This is a genomic window from Flagellimonas aequoris, from assembly GCF_003584165.1.
GTDB classification, from domain to species: domain Bacteria; phylum Bacteroidota; class Bacteroidia; order Flavobacteriales; family Flavobacteriaceae; genus Flagellimonas; species Flagellimonas aequoris.
Map to the genome: position 1 here is coordinate 672,527 of NZ_QXFJ01000030.1, position 15,101 is coordinate 687,627.

The following is a 15,101-nucleotide window of genomic DNA, read 5'->3' on the forward strand; positions in this document are numbered from 1 at the left end:
ATTAATTTGAACTAAAATAGCCTTTCATGATACCCCTTTGCGAATCCCTGATGAATTGAAGAATCTCATCACGTTCTGGGGTTGCCTCCATTTCTGCTTCTATAATGGATGCTGCTTGTGTGTTATTGTAATTTTTTTGGTACAGGATACGGTAAACATTCTGGATTTCCCTGATCTTATCGGCATCGAACCCTCTTCGTCTCAATCCTATTGAATTGATACCGACATAAGATAGGGGCTCCCGTGCTGCCTTAACATAAGGGGGGACATCTTTCCGTACCAAGGAACCTCCCGTTACAAATGCGTGGTTTCCTATGGATACAAATTGATGTACGGCCACCATCCCCGCCAAGACTACATTGGTGCCAATGGTAACATGGCCCGCCAACGTGGAATTATTGCTGAAAATACAGCCATCTCCCACGACACAGTCATGGGCAATATGACAATAAGCCATGATCAAACAGTTATTTCCGATCACGGTCTTCATGCGGTCTGCCGTACCCTTGTTGATGGTGGCACATTCCCGTATGGTCGTATTGTCTCCAATTTGTACGGTAGTTTCTTCGCCTTGATATTTTAGGTCTTGGGGCATTGCGGAAATGACAGCTCCTGGAAAAATGTTACAGTTTTTTCCGATACGGGCCCCTTCCATAATGGTTACGTTGGAACCAATCCAGGTACCTTCACCAATGGTGACATTGTTATGGATGGTCGTAAAGGGTTCGATTACCACATTCTTGGCAATCTTGGCCCCTGGGTGAACATATGCTAAAGGTTGGTTCATTTACGAATCTGTGTTTTTTGTTTTAACGATCTGTGCCATCAGTTCAGCTTCGGAGACCAATCTTCCGTTGGCGTAAGCATAGGCTTGCATGTGGCAGATTCCCCTTCTGATGGGTGAAATCAAATCGCACTTAAAAATTAAGGTATCCCCTGGAACCACTTGCTGCTTGAACTTTACGTTGTCAATCTTCATGAAGAAGGTCAAGTAATTTTCTGGGTCTGGTACGGTGCTTAACACAAGGATTCCCCCTGTTTGGGCCATTGCTTCTACCTGAAGAACTCCAGGCATTACGGGTGCTCCAGGAAAGTGCCCTACAAAAAAGGGCTCGTTCATGGTAACGTTTTTGACCCCAACCACGTGGGTGTCTGACAGTTCCAAAATTTTATCCACCAATAAAAATGGAGACCTGTGTGGCAGCATTTTCATGATTTGGGTCACATCCATCAAGGGCGTTTGGTTCAAATCGTAGGTGGGGACTTTGTTCCGCTTATCAATCTTGATGATTTTGGAAAGCTTTTTGGCAAATTGGGTATTCACAAAATGCCCTGGTTTATTTGCAATCACTTTACCTCTTATACGGGTCCCCGCCAAGGCCAGATCTCCAATCACATCCAACAACTTATGGCGTGCCGCTTCATTGGGATAATGTAGCGTCAGGTTATCCAAAATACCATTGGGCTTCACGGAAAGTTTTTCCTTGTTGAAAGCCTTTTCCAATTTTTTCATGGTAGACTCGGAAATTTCCTTGTCCACATAAACAATGGCATTGTTCAGGTCACCACCTTTGATGAGACCATGTTCCAACAACATTTCCAGTTCATGGAGAAAACTGAACGTACGCGCATCCGCTATTTCTTCCTTAAAATCGGACATTTTCTCCAAAGTGGCATTTTGGGTGCCCAACACTTTTGTTCCAAAATCGACCATGGTGGTCACTTGATAATGATCCGCTGGAATAACGGTGATTTCACTTCCAGTGGTCTCATCTTTATAGGAAATAACATCTTTTACAATGTATTCTTCACGCTCTTGGTCCTGTTCCACAATGCCTGCTTCTTCCAAAGCCTTTACAAAAAACTTGGAAGAGCCATCCATGATCGGAGGTTCGGGAGCATCCAATTCTATGAGGACATTGTCGATCTCAAGTCCGACAAGTGCAGCCAAAACGTGCTCAGAGGTATGGATCTTGACACCGTTCTTCTCCAAATTGGTGCCCCGTTGGGTATTCACCACATAATTGGCATCGGCCTCTATAATGGGTTCGCCCTCCAAATCTATTCTTTTGAACGCGTATCCGTGATTTTCCTTTGCAGGCAAAAAACTCATGGTTACATTTTCGCCCGTGTGCAACCCTACTCCCTGTAGCGTTACTTTCTTTTCAATGGTGCGTTGCTTATTGCTTATTTTGCTCACCTTCAACCTTTTTTTCTATGTTGGAGATTTGATTTACCAGTTTTGGCAAATTTTTGAAATGTACGTATGATTTGTTGAAGTCCCCGTAATTTAAAGCTGGCGACCCTTGGAGGACTTCGTCGCTTTTAATGTTCCTGCCAATACCGGATTGGGCCTGTATTCTGACCCTATCCCCTATGGTGATATGGCCAACGATGCCCACTTGACCTCCGATAAGACAATTTTTTCCAATTTTGGTGGAACCTGCAATGCCGGTTTGCGCAGCGATGGCCGTGTGTTCCCCAATTTCCACATTATGGGCAATCTGAATTTGGTTGTCCAGTTTGACACCTCTTCTTAATATGGTAGAGCCTAAGGTTGCACGATCTATGGTAGTTCCTGCCCCAACATCCACGTTGTCCTCCAGGATTACGTTACCGGTTTGCGGTACCTTACTATATTCCCCATTGGAATTGGGCGTAAACCCGAACCCATCGGCACCGATAATGGCGCCACCATGGATTACACAATTGTTCCCGATAATGGTTTCCGAGTAAATTTTGGCCCCGGCAAATACAATCACATCGTTACCGATGTTCACGTTGTCACCGATAAAGACATTGGGATAAATCTTTACATTGTCCCCGATCTTTACATTTTCCCCCAAATAGGAAAAAGCTCCTAAATAGAATCCTTCCCCGTACGAAGCACTTCCAGATATATAGGAAGGGTTTTCAACCCCTACCTTATTATTCTTCACCTGGTTGTAATACGCCAATAGTTTGGAAAACGATTTATAGGCATCCTCTACCTTGATCAATGTGGTGGACAAGGTCTGTTCCGGTACAAAGTCTTTGTTCACAATGGTTATGGAGGCCTTTGTAGAGTAGATGTAGGCTGTATATTTTGGATTGGCCAAAAAGGTCAACGAACCTTTTTCACCTTCTTCGATCTTGGATAATTTATGGACAGCGATTTGAGGATTCCCCTCAATTTCCCCCTCTAATATTCCGGCAATTTGGGTAGCTGTAAATTTCATTGGTGCAAAAGTAACAAAATTTGTTAAACAGCTTCCTTAGGGTAACAGCTGTAATATTTGGTAACTGTTTTGGAAAGTGCCTTCAGGCTTAGCTGGTCAGATTCCTTGAGCACGTCCGTAATCCTGCCATTCTTTTTAAGAATGTATATGGCCTGCTGTTTTTGATTGTAGGCCTTGTTCGAGATTTCGCCCTGAAACACAAAGTTAGCGGCTTCTTCAGCTGAAAGATCGTATTTTTGAATGACTCCCGACAACTTTTCATTCATTTTTTGTGGTTCAACGGGCTGTTTTTTGATCTTGATGTGCAAGAGTCTGCGATCCAATATCATACTACACAATTTGGACAGTACAAAATCCTCGTGAGACCGCCAGCCTTTCAATGCGCCAAGAATATCCACATCATCCAGTTGGGCAAATGTTTCAAGAATCTCTTTATCAAACGATATGGGTTCATTTTGTTTCAAAAAAAACAATAAAGGCTTACTGGCTGGTAACATTGTTCCTTGAGCCAATAACAATCTGGCGCGTTGCATAATGCGGACCAACAATTGTTCCGCAACCAGTCCCGTTTTATGAAGGTAAACCTGCCAGTACATAAATCTCCGGGCCATCAAGAATTTCTCCACCGCATATATGCCTTTCTCTTCCACCACCAAATTACCATCGACCACATTCAACATGGAGATGAGCCGTTCGGAATTGATGTTGCCTTCGGTCACTCCGGAGTAGAAACTATCACGTTTTAAGTAATCCAATCGGTCCATATCCAATTGACTGGACACCAGTTGGTTCAAAAAAGGTTTAGGATAATCTCCCTTGAAGATTGAAATGGCTACGTCCAACTGTCCATCAAACTCTTTGTTCAATTCCATCATAAACTGGAGGGAAAGTTTTTCATGACTCAAATCCTTCACCACAAAACCTTCCAAGGCGTGGGAAAAAGGTCCATGGCCAATATCGTGCAGCAAGATGGTACAGAGTAGGCCATTTTCCTCCTCTGGGGTTATCTCAACCTCCTTAACTTTGAGTACTTGAATGGCCTTGGTCATCAAATGCATACTTCCCAAAGCATGGTGGAACCTGGTATGATGGGCTCCCGGGTACACCATATAGGACATGCCCATTTGGGATACCCGCCTCAACCTCTGGAAATAAGGATGGGAAATCAGCCTAAAAATTAGTTCGTTTGGAGTTCCAATAAAACCGTAAATTGGATCGTTAAAAACGTTAAGCTTATTGGTTTTTACCAAGGATTTTTGTTTTAATGCCACAAAGATAACTACTATATGAACAAGATTACAATTCTTTGGGTCGATGATGAGATAGACCTATTAAAACCCCACATACTTTTTCTAGAAAGTAAGAATTACAAAGTAGTTACCAGTCAAAGTGGCCAGGATGCGCTGGAAGAAATCAGGGGGAATTTTTTCGACATTGTTTTTTTGGATGAGAACATGCCGGGACTTTCGGGTCTTGAGACCCTCAACGAGATAAAAAAATATGAACCTTCCATTCCCGTGGTGATGATCACCAAAAGTGAGGAGGAGTACATTATGGATGAAGCCATTGGGTCTAAGATCGCCGACTATCTCATAAAACCCGTCAACCCCAATCAAATTTTATTGTCGCTGAAGAAAAGCTTGGACAATTCCCGTTTGGTTTCGGAAAAGACCACCGCCAACTACCAGCAGGAGTTTCGTAAAATAGCCATGGACCTTTCTATGATCAATACCCATGAAGAATGGGCCGAACTCTATAAAAAACTGATCTATTGGGAGCTGCAATTGGAGCAGATAGAGGATTCTGGAATGTTCGAGATACTGGAATCCCAAAAGGTGGAGGCCAATTCCCAATTCAGCAAGTTTGTGGACAAGAACTACAAAAGTTGGTTCAAGGATGGGGATGCCCCCATCATGTCCCATACGCTTTTTAGAAATAAGGTTCAACCTGAGTTGGAAGGCAACAAGACCTTGATGGTGGTCATAGATAACCTAAGATATGATCAATGGCTGGCTTTTGAGGAGACCCTTTCCATACATTACAAGAAGAAAAACGAATCTTCCTATTATAGCATCTTGCCCACCGCCACCCAATATGCCCGTAATGCCCTTTTTTCGGGATTGATGCCCTTGGAAATGGAAAAACGCTATCCCAATTGGTGGAAAAACGATACGGATGAAGGCGGCAAGAACCTTTTTGAAGCCGAATTCTTGGGAGAACAATTGAAACGTTTGGGACTTAACCTAAAATGGGAATACCATAAGATCAACAACTTAAAACAAGGGAAACAGCTGGCCCAGAATTTTAGGTCGCAAAAAGAGAACGATCTTACCGTGGTCGTATACAATTTTGTGGACATGTTGTCGCATTCCAAGACTGAGATGGATGTAGTGAAGGAACTTGCTTCCAACGACAAGGCCTACCGATCGCTCACGTTGAGCTGGTTCAAGAATTCCCCTTTGTTGGAGATTATTCAACAGGCGCAGAGTTTGGGAATGAAATTGATATTGACCACAGATCACGGTACCATCAATGTAAAACAGCCATCCAAAGTGATCGGCGATCGGGAAACCAGTCTAAACCTTCGGTACAAAACAGGACGCAGCCTAACCTATGAGGACAAAGAGGTGTTGGCCACCAAGAATCCCCAAGAGATACATTTACCCAATATTAATCTGAGCAGTAGTTTCATTTTTGCCAAGAACGACCTGTTCTTTGCATATCCCAACAACTTTAATCACTATGTAAGTTATTATCGGAATACGTACCAACATGGTGGGGTTTCTTTGGAAGAAATGATTGTTCCTTTTGTAGTTTTGGAGCCAAAATAGTTCATCTTGAAAACAACCTTTCAGTTATCGGGAATAGATGAAGTGGCCAAAACCTTGTTGGCTTCCGTTCCCAATAAGACCATTTGTTTGTACGGGGAAATGGGTGCAGGCAAAACCACTCTGGTAAAACAATTGATACATCAACTGGGTGCCGCAGACATTGCCAACAGCCCTACTTTCGGTTTGGTCAATGAATATCATGACAAAAAAGGGAAGCCATTGGCCTATCATTTTGATTTCTACAGATTGAACGATGAAATGGAAGCTTTGGATATTGGCTTTGAAGATTACCTGAATTCGGAGGCATGGCTTTTTATAGAATGGCCGGAAAAAGTCAAGTCGCTGCTCCCTAACGACGCTGTAAGTGTTTTATTGCACTTTATCGATGAAAATACACGCTCAATCGAGTTAAATATTTCTTAACGATTGATCCCGCTATCTTGAACTCATTCTTTTGCAAAGCAAGTCCGATTCGATAAACCGTTCGGTTTTTACGTTAAAAAACCAATTTTATCGATGAAGTGTAGGTAGAGTTGAAATATTTTCCTACATTTGTCTTGTGAATGAATTCATTTATTAACCAAAAACTCTTTTACGATGAACACTAAAAAAGTTTTTTTTGGATTACTTGCTGTTGCTTTTTTGGCAATGACCGCTGTTTCTACAATATCTATTGACAAGAAGCAAACAGTAAGTATTGAAAAGTCTAAAATCGTTAAGGTTTAATTAGACTTTCATCCTACAAGTATGAATCCCTTTTTTCGAAAAGGGATTTTTTTTTACAATAATCCCAGATTTTTTGAGTTAACAAAGTGATGAGCAAAAAATCTACGATAAGAAAGCGTTTCATTATAGAAGGGGCTATTGCATTATTTATCGCGATATCTCCCATAATGTTTTATAGCTATAAATACTTACCACAAGACGCTACAACTTTAAACATACTGGGAATCACTGTAAATGAAAACAACTTTGGAGACGTAAGCACGGCAATTTACTTTTACTTGAGTAAGGTTGTTCCATTGCTTCTATTGGTCATTTGGTTCGTAACCTCTAAGAACTGGTGGTATCATGCCATTTTGATTCCAATTTCCATGTACAGTTTTCAGCTGTATACTGTTTTGAACTATTCCAATAGCAATCGCATCGATGAAAATGAAATTTTGTATGTGATTGCGGTTACCATGGTGGTGATACCTGTGGTGTATTTCATTAGGATAAAACTTGTGGATAAACACGTGCATGGGATCGATCTTGATGCCATGGACACCGAACTGCAGATATTAAAGGAAAAAGAGGAGTTGAGAAAGGAAAGGGAGAAATTGGAGGAACGCCAAAAAACCCTTTCGAAAAAAATGTAAATTTGTTCCATTACCAATTTCGGAATGTTGAACACTTTTGCCATATATGAACCAACCGTCCTCCCCATTTAGCAAACAGCAATTGTTGCCCCAAGAAGAAACCTTGGAGGTCATCAAACAAAAAGGGGAACTCTACATAGGCATTCCCAAAGAAAACCAATATCAGGAAAAACGAATTTGTCTTACGCCGGATGCCGTGAACGCTATTACGGCACATGGCCACCGTGTGTTGATAGAATCTGGTGCAGGGGATGCCGCCAATTTTTCGGATATTGAATATACCAATGCTGGGGCCGAAATCACCCGGGATACCAAAAAGATATTTTCCTGCCCCATTATACTAAAGGTAGAACCCCCTACCCTCACCGAAATAGATTTCATCAACCCACAGACCATTGTCATTTCTGCCCTGCAGATCAAAACACAACGGAAAGAATATATTGAGGCCCTTGCCAAAAAACGGCTTACTGCCATTGCATTTGAGTTTATAAAGGATGAGGATGGCAATTATCCTGCTGTTCGTTCCTTGAGCGAGATTGCTGGGATTTCCTCGATTTTGATTGCCTCGGAATTGATGGCCAACACCAATAAAGGCAACGGTTTGATGTTTGGCAACATCAGTGGGGTTCCACCTGTGGAAGTGGTCATCATCGGTGCGGGCACCGTGGGTGAGTTTGCCGCACGTTCGGCATTGGGGTTAGGAGCCAACGTGAAAGTGTTTGATAACTCCATCAGTAAGTTGAGGAGTTTGCAGACCAATTTGAACCGAACCCTTTATACCTCCACCATTCAACCTAAAAACCTGATTAAATCCCTAAAACGTTGTGATGTGGCCATTGGTGCTACCCGCGGCAAGGACCGGTCCCCTGTGGTGGTTTCCAATACCATGGTGGAACACATGAAAAAGGGGGCGGTGATCATCGATGTGAGTATCGATATGGGCGGTTGTTTTGAAACTTCTGAGGTCACTACGCATACGAAACCGACGTTTGAAAAATATGGGGTTACACATTATTGTGTTCCCAATATTCCCTCCAGATACCCCAGGACTTCATCCGTATCCATCAGCAATATCTTCACTCCGTATCTATTAAAAATTGGTGAAGAGGGAGGTTTGGAACATTCCCTACGGTTCGATAAAGGTCTACGCAATGGACTGTATATGTACCACGGTATCTTGACCAATAAATCGGTTGGTGATTGGTTCGGGATGAGTTATAACGACATTAATTTTCTTATTTTTTAGGGTAGATGGAGTTTTTAAAGCGATTGGGATGGTACTTGGTAGGATTGTCCATTGGATTGGTATTCTTGGTTTTCTTCTTAAAGAAAAAGTCTGGTGAGGAAGGCATCGATTTTTGCTACCTGCCCAACTGTAGGGTACTCAAGAACATGAGGTCTAAATCTTTGACTTTTGGAGAGGCATTGCCTGAAGCCTACCGGGACACAACGCTAATCTTAAAATTCTTGACGGATGGTGATGTGGATTTTGGCAAGAGCGATACCAAATCTGAACCTTGTAAAACGTATGTGGTTTCACATGAAGTGGATGGAAAACCATTGGTACTTCAAATCAAAAATTGCAAAGAATCCATAGTTGTGGAAAATATAGAAACTTTGGATTAATCCTCCAACTTCCTACGCTTCCGTTCCTTTTGCAGCAAGGCCAGTTCCCTAGAGGTTTGCCCTGCTACGGACGTGTTCTCCTCTGCCCTTCTGATCAAATAGGGCATTACATCCTTCACCGGACCGTAGGGTACATATTTAACTGCATTGTATCCGGCGGCGGTTAAGTTGTAGGTGATATGATCGCTCATCCCGAACAATTGCCCGAACCAAACCCTTGGATCATTGGGTTCTAGTCCTTTATTTTCCATTACATCAATCAACTTATGGCAGCTTTGTTCGTTATGGGTTCCCGCAAAAACATTGAAACAGTCCAAATGGTCCATGAGGTAGGTGATGGCTGCATCGAAATTTTGATCGGTTTCCTGTTTATTATTGCAAATAGGGGTTTTATATCCTTTTTCCTGTGCACGTTCGTTTTCCTTTTCCATATAGGCACCGCGAACCACCTTGGCCCCTACTTTAAAGCCTTCTTCATTGGCAAGGGCATGTAATTTTTTAATGTAATCCAGTCTATCCCATCGGTACATCTGGAACGTATTGAAAACAATGGCCTTTTCTTTGTTGTATTTGCGCATCATCTCCAAGGCAAGGTCATCGGCAGCTTGCTGCATCCAACTTTCCTCGGCGTCGATCAATAAGGCCACATCAAGATCATGGGCCTTTTTGCAGACTTTTTCATATCGGTTCACGATCCTGTCCCATGCCTCGGTTTCTTCACTGGTCAAATCAAGACCAATGCTCATTTTTTCGAACAATTTCATGCGTCCAAAACCGGTGGGTTTGAATACGGCAAAAGGGATAGCGTCCTTTTCCTTGACAAAATCCAAGATTTCCAGCGTTTTCTGCAATGCAAAATCAAATTGATTATCCACTTCCTTGCCCTCTGCGGAATAATCCAAAATGGAACAGACTCCTTTTTCGTACATTTTATCTATGATCGGCAGACAGTCTTCTTCATTCACTCCCCCGCAAAAATGGTCAAAAACAGTGGCCCTGATCAATCCATCAACAGGTAAATGGGCCTTGATGGCAAAATTGGTCACGGCGGTACCAATCCTGACCAAAGGTTCACTGGCGATCATTTTGAACAAAAAGTAGGCGCGCTCCAGTTGGGAGTCGGATTTCAGCTCAAAAGCTATTGCGGTATTCTCAAAATTAGGTTGCATTATTTGTGTTCCAATTAAAGATTCAAATATAAGTACGGAATCCATAACCTTATCCATAAAATAATCTTTATTTAGCAGTGAAATTTGAATTATGGAATCGGTCAAAGCACAATCCTATGACGTTCATATTGACGAGCTAGCACAAGCCGCACTGAACCAGCATATTGCCAAAAATGATTATTCTAAAACCTTCGTATTGGTTGATACCAACACGAAAAAATATTGCCTGCCGGCCTTTGAAAAAAAGTTTGAAGAACCCATTGATTCCATTTTTGAAATTGAACCGGGGGAAGAGAACAAGAACATACAGACCTGCCTGCAAGTTTGGGAACAGCTTTCCAACTTTGATGGTGACCGAAAGAGCCTCTTGATCAATCTGGGAGGCGGTGTCCTTACCGATCTTGGCGGCTTTGTGGCCTCAACCTTTAAAAGAGGGATCGACTTTATCAACATCCCCACTACCCTATTGTCCATGGTAGATGCCTCCATAGGAGGAAAAACGGGGGTTGACCTGGGTTCCCTGAAAAACCAGATCGGGGTAATCAACCAACCCCAAATGGTCCTCATCTTTCCAGAATTCTTAAAAACGTTGGATCCCCGACAAATTAAAAGTGGTTATGCCGAAATGCTGAAACACGGCCTCATCAAGGACAAGGAGTACTGGGATGACCTACGGCGCGAAAACATTTTCGAGGTCGCTTCAAGTATTCAGAAATCCATTGCTATCAAGAATGATGTGGTGATGCAGGACCCCACTGAAAAAGGACTCCGTAAAATCTTGAATTTTGGACATACCTTGGGTCATGCCATAGAATCCTATTGTTTAGAGAACTATGACAAAAAAACATTGTTGCACGGGGAGGCCATTGCCATAGGGATGATCATGGAAGGTTTCTTGTCGCACAAGCTTACGGGATTGTCAAAACTATGCCTCAACGAGATCAAAGAGACCTTTTTGCAACATTTTGAAAAGGTGGACTTTGATACCAACGATATGGATGCCATTCTAAAACTGCTCAAATACGATAAGAAGAATTCACACGGCAATATCAACTTTGTGCTTTTGCAATCCATTGGTGTTGCCCTAACCGACATCAAGGTACCGGAAAATCTTTTCGAAGAGGCTTTCTCATACTACAAAGAATAAGCGATACATATACTATTTTTTTGCGTTGGCAACTCTTTACGTTGGTCATTTCCAAAAAATCCTAGCTTAGGATTACTTTAATAACTAACCATTATGAAACGGATATTGATTGACTACAAAAAGTTGGACCACAAGGTGGCGGCTGTTTTAATCGACTCTTACCCAGATGGATATGGGGATGATGACATCATTACATTCAGAAAACCGAACGGTGATATCATTGAAGCTGTTGAAGTGCGTACCGAGGATACCATTTACCTGGTAAAGATCAGTAATAGTCTTAGCCATTTCATTTCGAGCTTTGAGGAAACCATGGAGAGGGAATTGGACAAGGACCTAGAACCAGAAGAAGTGGCCGAAACGAATGTGGATGCTCTTGAGACACCTGAATTTGAAGCAGACGATACGGACAACGAAGGTCTGTTCTGATTACACCAAATACCGCTCGTTAATAATTCTGATGTGGTGCGCCTGATGGCCATTGATGATAAATCCTAGAGCCCTGACGCTCATAGGAAAACCGTTTGCCTTCCCTACCCTTTTCAACATATCTTGATCAAAAGACCTGAAGAGTGTTATGGTGGAGTCCCTTACCGCAGTGTACTCTTCCACTAAGTCACTTTTGGTCCTGCTCCCGGCATTGGAATTGGGAACATAGTTGTCCTGTTCAAAACCTGGCAGGTCGGTTTTATCGTTCCTTGCAAAACGAAGGGCCCTGTATTGGAAAATACGCTCCGTATCGATCATATGCACCAATGCTTCCACCAAGGACCATTTGTCCTCGGCATAGGCAAAGTGTAATTTTTCATCGGGAAGATGTTCCATAAGGGACAAAAAATCCTTTTTACCCTGTCCCAATTCATTCATCAGGTCAACATTGCCCAATGCATTGATATAGGTTTGGTAAAAAGGATTGTATTCCGAAATTGATAAATCCGAAACCAGCATCTATCTAAAATGAATTACATCTCGTTAAAGATGGTGTGCATCAAACGTTTTTTATCGTTGATGCTCTCTTCCAAGGAAATCATGGTTTCCGTTCTGCTGATACCATCAATATCGTCTATTTTGAAGATGATGTTTTTGGCATGTGTGGTGTCCTTGGCCCTGATTTTACAGAAAATATTGAACTTTCCTGTTGTGATGTGCGCAACGGTCACATAGGGTATTTGGTTCAGTCGCTCCAACACAAACTTGGTCTGATGGGTTTTCTCAAGAAAGATACCCACGTAAGCTATAAAGGAATAGCCCAGTTTAACATAATCCAAGGTAAGGGATGAACCTTTTATGATACCAGATTCCTCCATTTTCTTTACACGGACATGCACCGTACCTGCTGAAATCAACAGCTTCTTGGCAATATCTGTAAAGGGAGTACGGGTGTTGTCGATCAACATGTCCAGTATCTGGTGGTCTATTTCGTCTAGCTTAACTTTGCTCATTACATTGAAATTTTCAGCTAAATTAGTTAAAAAAGGAAATTTACGTAATAAAAATGGTTCTTTTTTAAATAAAACGCAAGACCACGGTGTAAATACTTCATTTTTCGCTGATTGGCAAAAACAAATCCATCACCGCTTTGTGGGAAGTGTTAAAGTCAAGGTCCAGTATATCAGCATCTTCTATTATTTTGTGTGCGTAAAACCCTTCAAGTTCTCCGACTTCGGCAATCTCTGGGACAAAATTGATTTTAGAGCCCTCCAACACCTCTTTATAACGCACACCGATCTTCTCCCCTTCCTTATATTCTTTATTGATGACTCTTGGGTTCTTCACCAAAACATCGAAAAACAATTTTTCGTTCTCAGGAATCTCAAAATAAGCGTTTATGGTAAAATCGGAGATTTTATCCGTTGCTATGGTTCGTAATGCTTCCACCATGGCAAGAAAAATAAATTCCCTTGTTTTTTCCCTTTCATAATCGTTCGGGTAGTGTCCTGCTTCAAACAACACGGTTGGCACTTTCAGCATCTGGAAGGTATCCCCCACACAATTGTCGTTAAACCCATCATCGTATCTTCCCACCTGTCCCGGAATCAGTTTTTGTAAAAGGGAATTCATGGCTCCGATCAATTTCATGGCTTTTTCACGGGAAGGTGTAATGTCCCTTTGGTCATTACTTGCAGGGGATAAAAAAGACACGGTGGCCGGCTTGTTGGTGCTTCCTGCGCTAAAGAGGGTACGTTGGTCGTGTAAGTTAAAACAGAAATCAGGTTCGAATTTTTGGAACAGTGTTCTTAAGGCAACACTTTCAGGCTGGCTTAAATTTTTGGCGTCCCTATTCAAATCAATTTGGTTGCTATTTACTCGAGTATACGCTTTTGCACCATCTGGATTCAACATGGGAACGATCATAAGAGTACAGGCTTCCTTTATGATTTTCGCGATTTCATGCCGGGACTGAATAAAATTGACCAAATCCCAAACCGCTTTGGTGGTCGTGGATTCATTGCCGTGCATTTGGGACCACATCAAAATTTTATGCTTTCCCTGACCTATGGTAAATGCCGGGATAGGAATCCCTTGTACGGAGTTTCCAATGATAATGGTATCCACTTTAAGTTTTGGAAAGCAATTTTCCTGGAGTATTTCCATCGTAATGTAACGCCCGTATATGGAATCTTCCCTGTATTCTGAATAATCAATCATGTAAAATGCAACTTGAGAATACAAAAGTAAACATACCTCATTTTACATTTGTAACCGTTATTGAGATACAAGTGTAAATCAAAAATGATGCTGACTTTAACTCAGTTTAGGCTTATGGTCACAAATGTAACAGGCACAAAGTAATTATTATACAACATACTACATATGAGTGAATTAATTCATATGTATTGAATTAAAAATTTAAACATCATCAAGCTTAATGATGTTATTTTGTCGCATTTCCCATAACTTGCACTAACTTTGAAATATTATAATTTACAATTGTGAACGAAGAGATTGTTTCTAGGATACAGGCTGTTATCGATTATCATAACCTGACCGTATCGGCCTTTGCTGATAGGATTGGTGTGCAACGTTCCAGCATCTCCCACCTACTAAGCGGCAGGAATAAACCCAGCTTGGATTTTGTAATGAAATTGGTACATGCTTTCCCTGATGTAAATCTATATTGGCTTTTAAAGGGGGAAGGAAATTTCCCTTCTGATCCCGATGCTCCTGCCCTTGGTCCGTCAAAACATCTTGATGTGGATACCGAGCCCGCGCAGCCCATTCAAACTGAACTGCCATCGCCTGTCACAAGGAATATTGAAATGAAGAAGGAGCCCTTCAAAATCGTGATATTCTATCCTGACGGAACTTTTGAATCATTCCATCCAAAAAATGATTGACCCTTTCAAGTACTTTCCGTTATTTTGTTGTCATGGTAAAATATCTTCTTTATGGGAGCTTTTTTGTGCTGTTCATGGCCTGTAAACAACCTCCCCAACGAAACTGCAGTGATTTTAAAACGGGTAAATTCTCATTTACCACAACCATTAACGGAGAAGAAAAGAAGACCGTTTTTTACCGTACTTTGAAAATGGAAGTGGATGAATTTGAAGGAAAAAAGGATTCATCCAGTATCCGATGGATCAACGATTGTGAATATGTGCTCAAGAATTTGAACCCTAAAAATATGGCCGAGGAAAAATCCATCCATATTAAAATATTGACCACGACCGATTCTTCATATACTTTTGAATACAACGCCATTGGCGACAAACGAAAATTTAAAGGAACCGCACACAAAATACACTGAC

At 41.7% G+C, this 15,101-nt stretch carries 18 protein-coding genes; 10 read left to right on the forward strand and 8 right to left on the reverse strand.

All coding sequences use genetic code 11. The features are described from left to right. Nucleotide 1: 1 nt before the first annotated feature. From lpxA to D2U88_RS16650, 4 genes are read right to left on the reverse strand one after another with little or no spacing between them, the layout of a single operon-like run. Nucleotides 2–787 (reverse strand): acyl-ACP--UDP-N-acetylglucosamine O-acyltransferase, encoded by a 786-nt coding sequence (gene lpxA, locus D2U88_RS16635; RefSeq protein WP_119641643.1) that lies wholly within the window; start codon nt 785–787, stop codon nt 2–4. Further along, complete coding sequence (locus D2U88_RS16640) at nt 788–2,200, reverse strand: bifunctional UDP-3-O-[3-hydroxymyristoyl] N-acetylglucosamine deacetylase/3-hydroxyacyl-ACP dehydratase (protein ID WP_119641869.1); 1,413 nt, start codon at nt 2,198–2,200, stop codon at nt 788–790. Further along, nucleotides 2,181–3,218, reverse strand: a complete 1,038-nt coding sequence (gene lpxD, locus D2U88_RS16645; protein ID WP_119641644.1) for a UDP-3-O-(3-hydroxymyristoyl)glucosamine N-acyltransferase — start codon at nt 3,216–3,218, stop codon at nt 2,181–2,183. The genes D2U88_RS16640 and lpxD overlap by 20 nt, the downstream gene beginning before the upstream one ends. A 23-nt stretch (nt 3,219–3,241) precedes the next feature. Continuing rightward, nucleotides 3,242–4,468, reverse strand: coding sequence for an HD domain-containing protein (locus D2U88_RS16650; protein WP_119641645.1), 1,227 nt, complete (start codon nt 4,466–4,468; stop codon nt 3,242–3,244). Nucleotides 4,469–4,504: 36 nt separating this feature from the next. Between D2U88_RS16650 and porX the strand changes: the two genes are divergently transcribed. The 6 genes from porX (at nt 4,505) to D2U88_RS16675 (ending at nt 9,036) form a co-directional block, all read left to right on the forward strand. Further along, complete coding sequence (porX, locus tag D2U88_RS16655) at nt 4,505–6,049, forward strand: T9SS response regulator signal transducer PorX (protein WP_119641646.1); 1,545 nt, start codon at nt 4,505–4,507, stop codon at nt 6,047–6,049. A 6-nt stretch (nt 6,050–6,055) separates the two neighbouring features. After that, nucleotides 6,056–6,472 carry a tRNA (adenosine(37)-N6)-threonylcarbamoyltransferase complex ATPase subunit type 1 TsaE gene (tsaE, locus tag D2U88_RS16660; protein WP_119641647.1) on the forward strand — a complete coding sequence of 139 codons (417 nt, stop codon included), beginning with the start codon at nt 6,056–6,058 and terminating at the stop codon, nt 6,470–6,472. A 174-nt stretch (nt 6,473–6,646) separates the two neighbouring features. Further along, the gene (locus D2U88_RS19795; protein ID WP_262696607.1) at nt 6,647–6,775 is read left to right on the forward strand and encodes a hypothetical protein; all 129 of its coding nucleotides are present in this window, start codon (nt 6,647–6,649) and stop codon (nt 6,773–6,775) included. 278 nt (nt 6,776–7,053) lie between these two features. Continuing rightward, nucleotides 7,054–7,410 carry a hypothetical protein gene (locus tag D2U88_RS16665; RefSeq protein WP_235855809.1) on the forward strand — a complete coding sequence of 119 codons (357 nt, stop codon included), beginning with the start codon at nt 7,054–7,056 and terminating at the stop codon, nt 7,408–7,410. Between the two features lie 46 nt (nt 7,411–7,456). Continuing rightward, nucleotides 7,457–8,656: an alanine dehydrogenase gene (locus tag D2U88_RS16670; protein ID WP_119641649.1), complete on the forward strand. Its 1,200-nt coding sequence runs from the start codon at nt 7,457–7,459 to the stop codon at nt 8,654–8,656. Nucleotides 8,657–8,661: 5 nt separating this feature from the next. Further along, on the forward strand, nt 8,662–9,036 hold the full coding sequence (locus tag D2U88_RS16675) for a DUF4258 domain-containing protein (RefSeq protein ID WP_119641650.1): 375 nt from the start codon (nt 8,662–8,664) through the stop codon (nt 9,034–9,036). Here the strand turns inward: D2U88_RS16675 and D2U88_RS16680 are convergent. Next, on the reverse strand, nt 9,033–10,205 hold the full coding sequence (locus tag D2U88_RS16680; RefSeq protein WP_119641651.1) for a proline dehydrogenase family protein: 1,173 nt from the start codon (nt 10,203–10,205) through the stop codon (nt 9,033–9,035). The two genes, D2U88_RS16675 and D2U88_RS16680, sit on opposite strands and share 4 nt — an antisense overlap. Nucleotides 10,206–10,296: 91 nt before the next feature. On the opposite strand from D2U88_RS16680, the gene aroB reads away from it, so the two are divergent. Together aroB and D2U88_RS16690 are read left to right on the forward strand one after the other, a co-directional pair. Then, nucleotides 10,297–11,352, forward strand: a complete 1,056-nt coding sequence (gene aroB / locus D2U88_RS16685) for a 3-dehydroquinate synthase (protein WP_119641652.1) — start codon at nt 10,297–10,299, stop codon at nt 11,350–11,352. A 93-nt stretch (nt 11,353–11,445) separates the two neighbouring features. After that, complete coding sequence (locus tag D2U88_RS16690; protein WP_235855810.1) at nt 11,446–11,781, forward strand: hypothetical protein; 336 nt, start codon at nt 11,446–11,448, stop codon at nt 11,779–11,781. Here D2U88_RS16690 and D2U88_RS16695 read toward each other — a convergent pair whose 3' ends face one another. The 3 genes from D2U88_RS16695 to D2U88_RS16705 all read right to left on the reverse strand — a co-directional run bounded on the left by D2U88_RS16695 (nt 11,782) and on the right by D2U88_RS16705 (nt 14,001). Next, nucleotides 11,782–12,300 carry a DinB family protein gene (locus D2U88_RS16695; protein ID WP_119641653.1) on the reverse strand — a complete coding sequence of 173 codons (519 nt, stop codon included), beginning with the start codon at nt 12,298–12,300 and terminating at the stop codon, nt 11,782–11,784. Between the two features lie 14 nt (nt 12,301–12,314). Beyond that, nucleotides 12,315–12,794 (reverse strand): Lrp/AsnC family transcriptional regulator, encoded by a 480-nt coding sequence (locus D2U88_RS16700; protein ID WP_119641654.1) that lies wholly within the window; start codon nt 12,792–12,794, stop codon nt 12,315–12,317. 97 nt (nt 12,795–12,891) lie between these two features. Continuing rightward, on the reverse strand, nt 12,892–14,001 hold the full coding sequence (locus D2U88_RS16705; RefSeq protein ID WP_119641655.1) for a M14 family metallopeptidase: 1,110 nt from the start codon (nt 13,999–14,001) through the stop codon (nt 12,892–12,894). Nucleotides 14,002–14,285: 284 nt separating this feature from the next. Between D2U88_RS16705 and D2U88_RS16710 the strand changes: the two genes are divergently transcribed. Together D2U88_RS16710 and D2U88_RS16715 are read left to right on the forward strand one after the other, a co-directional pair. Next, entirely contained in the window at nt 14,286–14,690 is a 405-nt protein-coding gene (locus D2U88_RS16710) for a helix-turn-helix transcriptional regulator (RefSeq protein ID WP_313782457.1), read from the forward strand. 32 nt (nt 14,691–14,722) lie between these two features. Next, nucleotides 14,723–15,100 carry a DNA topoisomerase IV gene (locus tag D2U88_RS16715; RefSeq protein ID WP_119641870.1) on the forward strand — a complete coding sequence of 126 codons (378 nt, stop codon included), beginning with the start codon at nt 14,723–14,725 and terminating at the stop codon, nt 15,098–15,100. The last annotated feature ends 1 nt before the right edge of the window (nt 15,101 follow it).

Bases quoted from the DNA above. Each gene is read 5' to 3' on its own strand.
- porX (WP_119641646.1), top strand. From the start codon at position 4,505: ATGAACAAGATTACAATTCTTTGGGTCGATGATGAGATAGACCTATTA.
- D2U88_RS16705 (WP_119641655.1), bottom strand. From the start codon at position 14,001: ATGATTGATTATTCAGAATACAGGGAAGATTCCATATACGGGCGTTAC.
- D2U88_RS16680 (WP_119641651.1), bottom strand. From the start codon at position 10,205: ATGCAACCTAATTTTGAGAATACCGCAATAGCTTTTGAGCTGAAATCC.
- aroB (WP_119641652.1), top strand. From the start codon at position 10,297: ATGGAATCGGTCAAAGCACAATCCTATGACGTTCATATTGACGAGCTA.
- lpxD (WP_119641644.1), bottom strand. From the start codon at position 3,218: ATGAAATTTACAGCTACCCAAATTGCCGGAATATTAGAGGGGGAAATT.
- D2U88_RS16700 (WP_119641654.1), bottom strand. From the start codon at position 12,794: ATGAGCAAAGTTAAGCTAGACGAAATAGACCACCAGATACTGGACATG.
- D2U88_RS19795 (WP_262696607.1), top strand. From the start codon at position 6,647: ATGAACACTAAAAAAGTTTTTTTTGGATTACTTGCTGTTGCTTTTTTG.
- D2U88_RS16715 (WP_119641870.1), top strand. From the start codon at position 14,723: ATGGTAAAATATCTTCTTTATGGGAGCTTTTTTGTGCTGTTCATGGCC.
- D2U88_RS16675 (WP_119641650.1), top strand. From the start codon at position 8,662: ATGGAGTTTTTAAAGCGATTGGGATGGTACTTGGTAGGATTGTCCATT.
- D2U88_RS16670 (WP_119641649.1), top strand. From the start codon at position 7,457: ATGAACCAACCGTCCTCCCCATTTAGCAAACAGCAATTGTTGCCCCAA.
- D2U88_RS16690 (WP_235855810.1), top strand. From the start codon at position 11,446: ATGAAACGGATATTGATTGACTACAAAAAGTTGGACCACAAGGTGGCG.
- D2U88_RS16695 (WP_119641653.1), bottom strand. From the start codon at position 12,300: ATGCTGGTTTCGGATTTATCAATTTCGGAATACAATCCTTTTTACCAA.
- lpxA (WP_119641643.1), bottom strand. From the start codon at position 787: ATGAACCAACCTTTAGCATATGTTCACCCAGGGGCCAAGATTGCCAAG.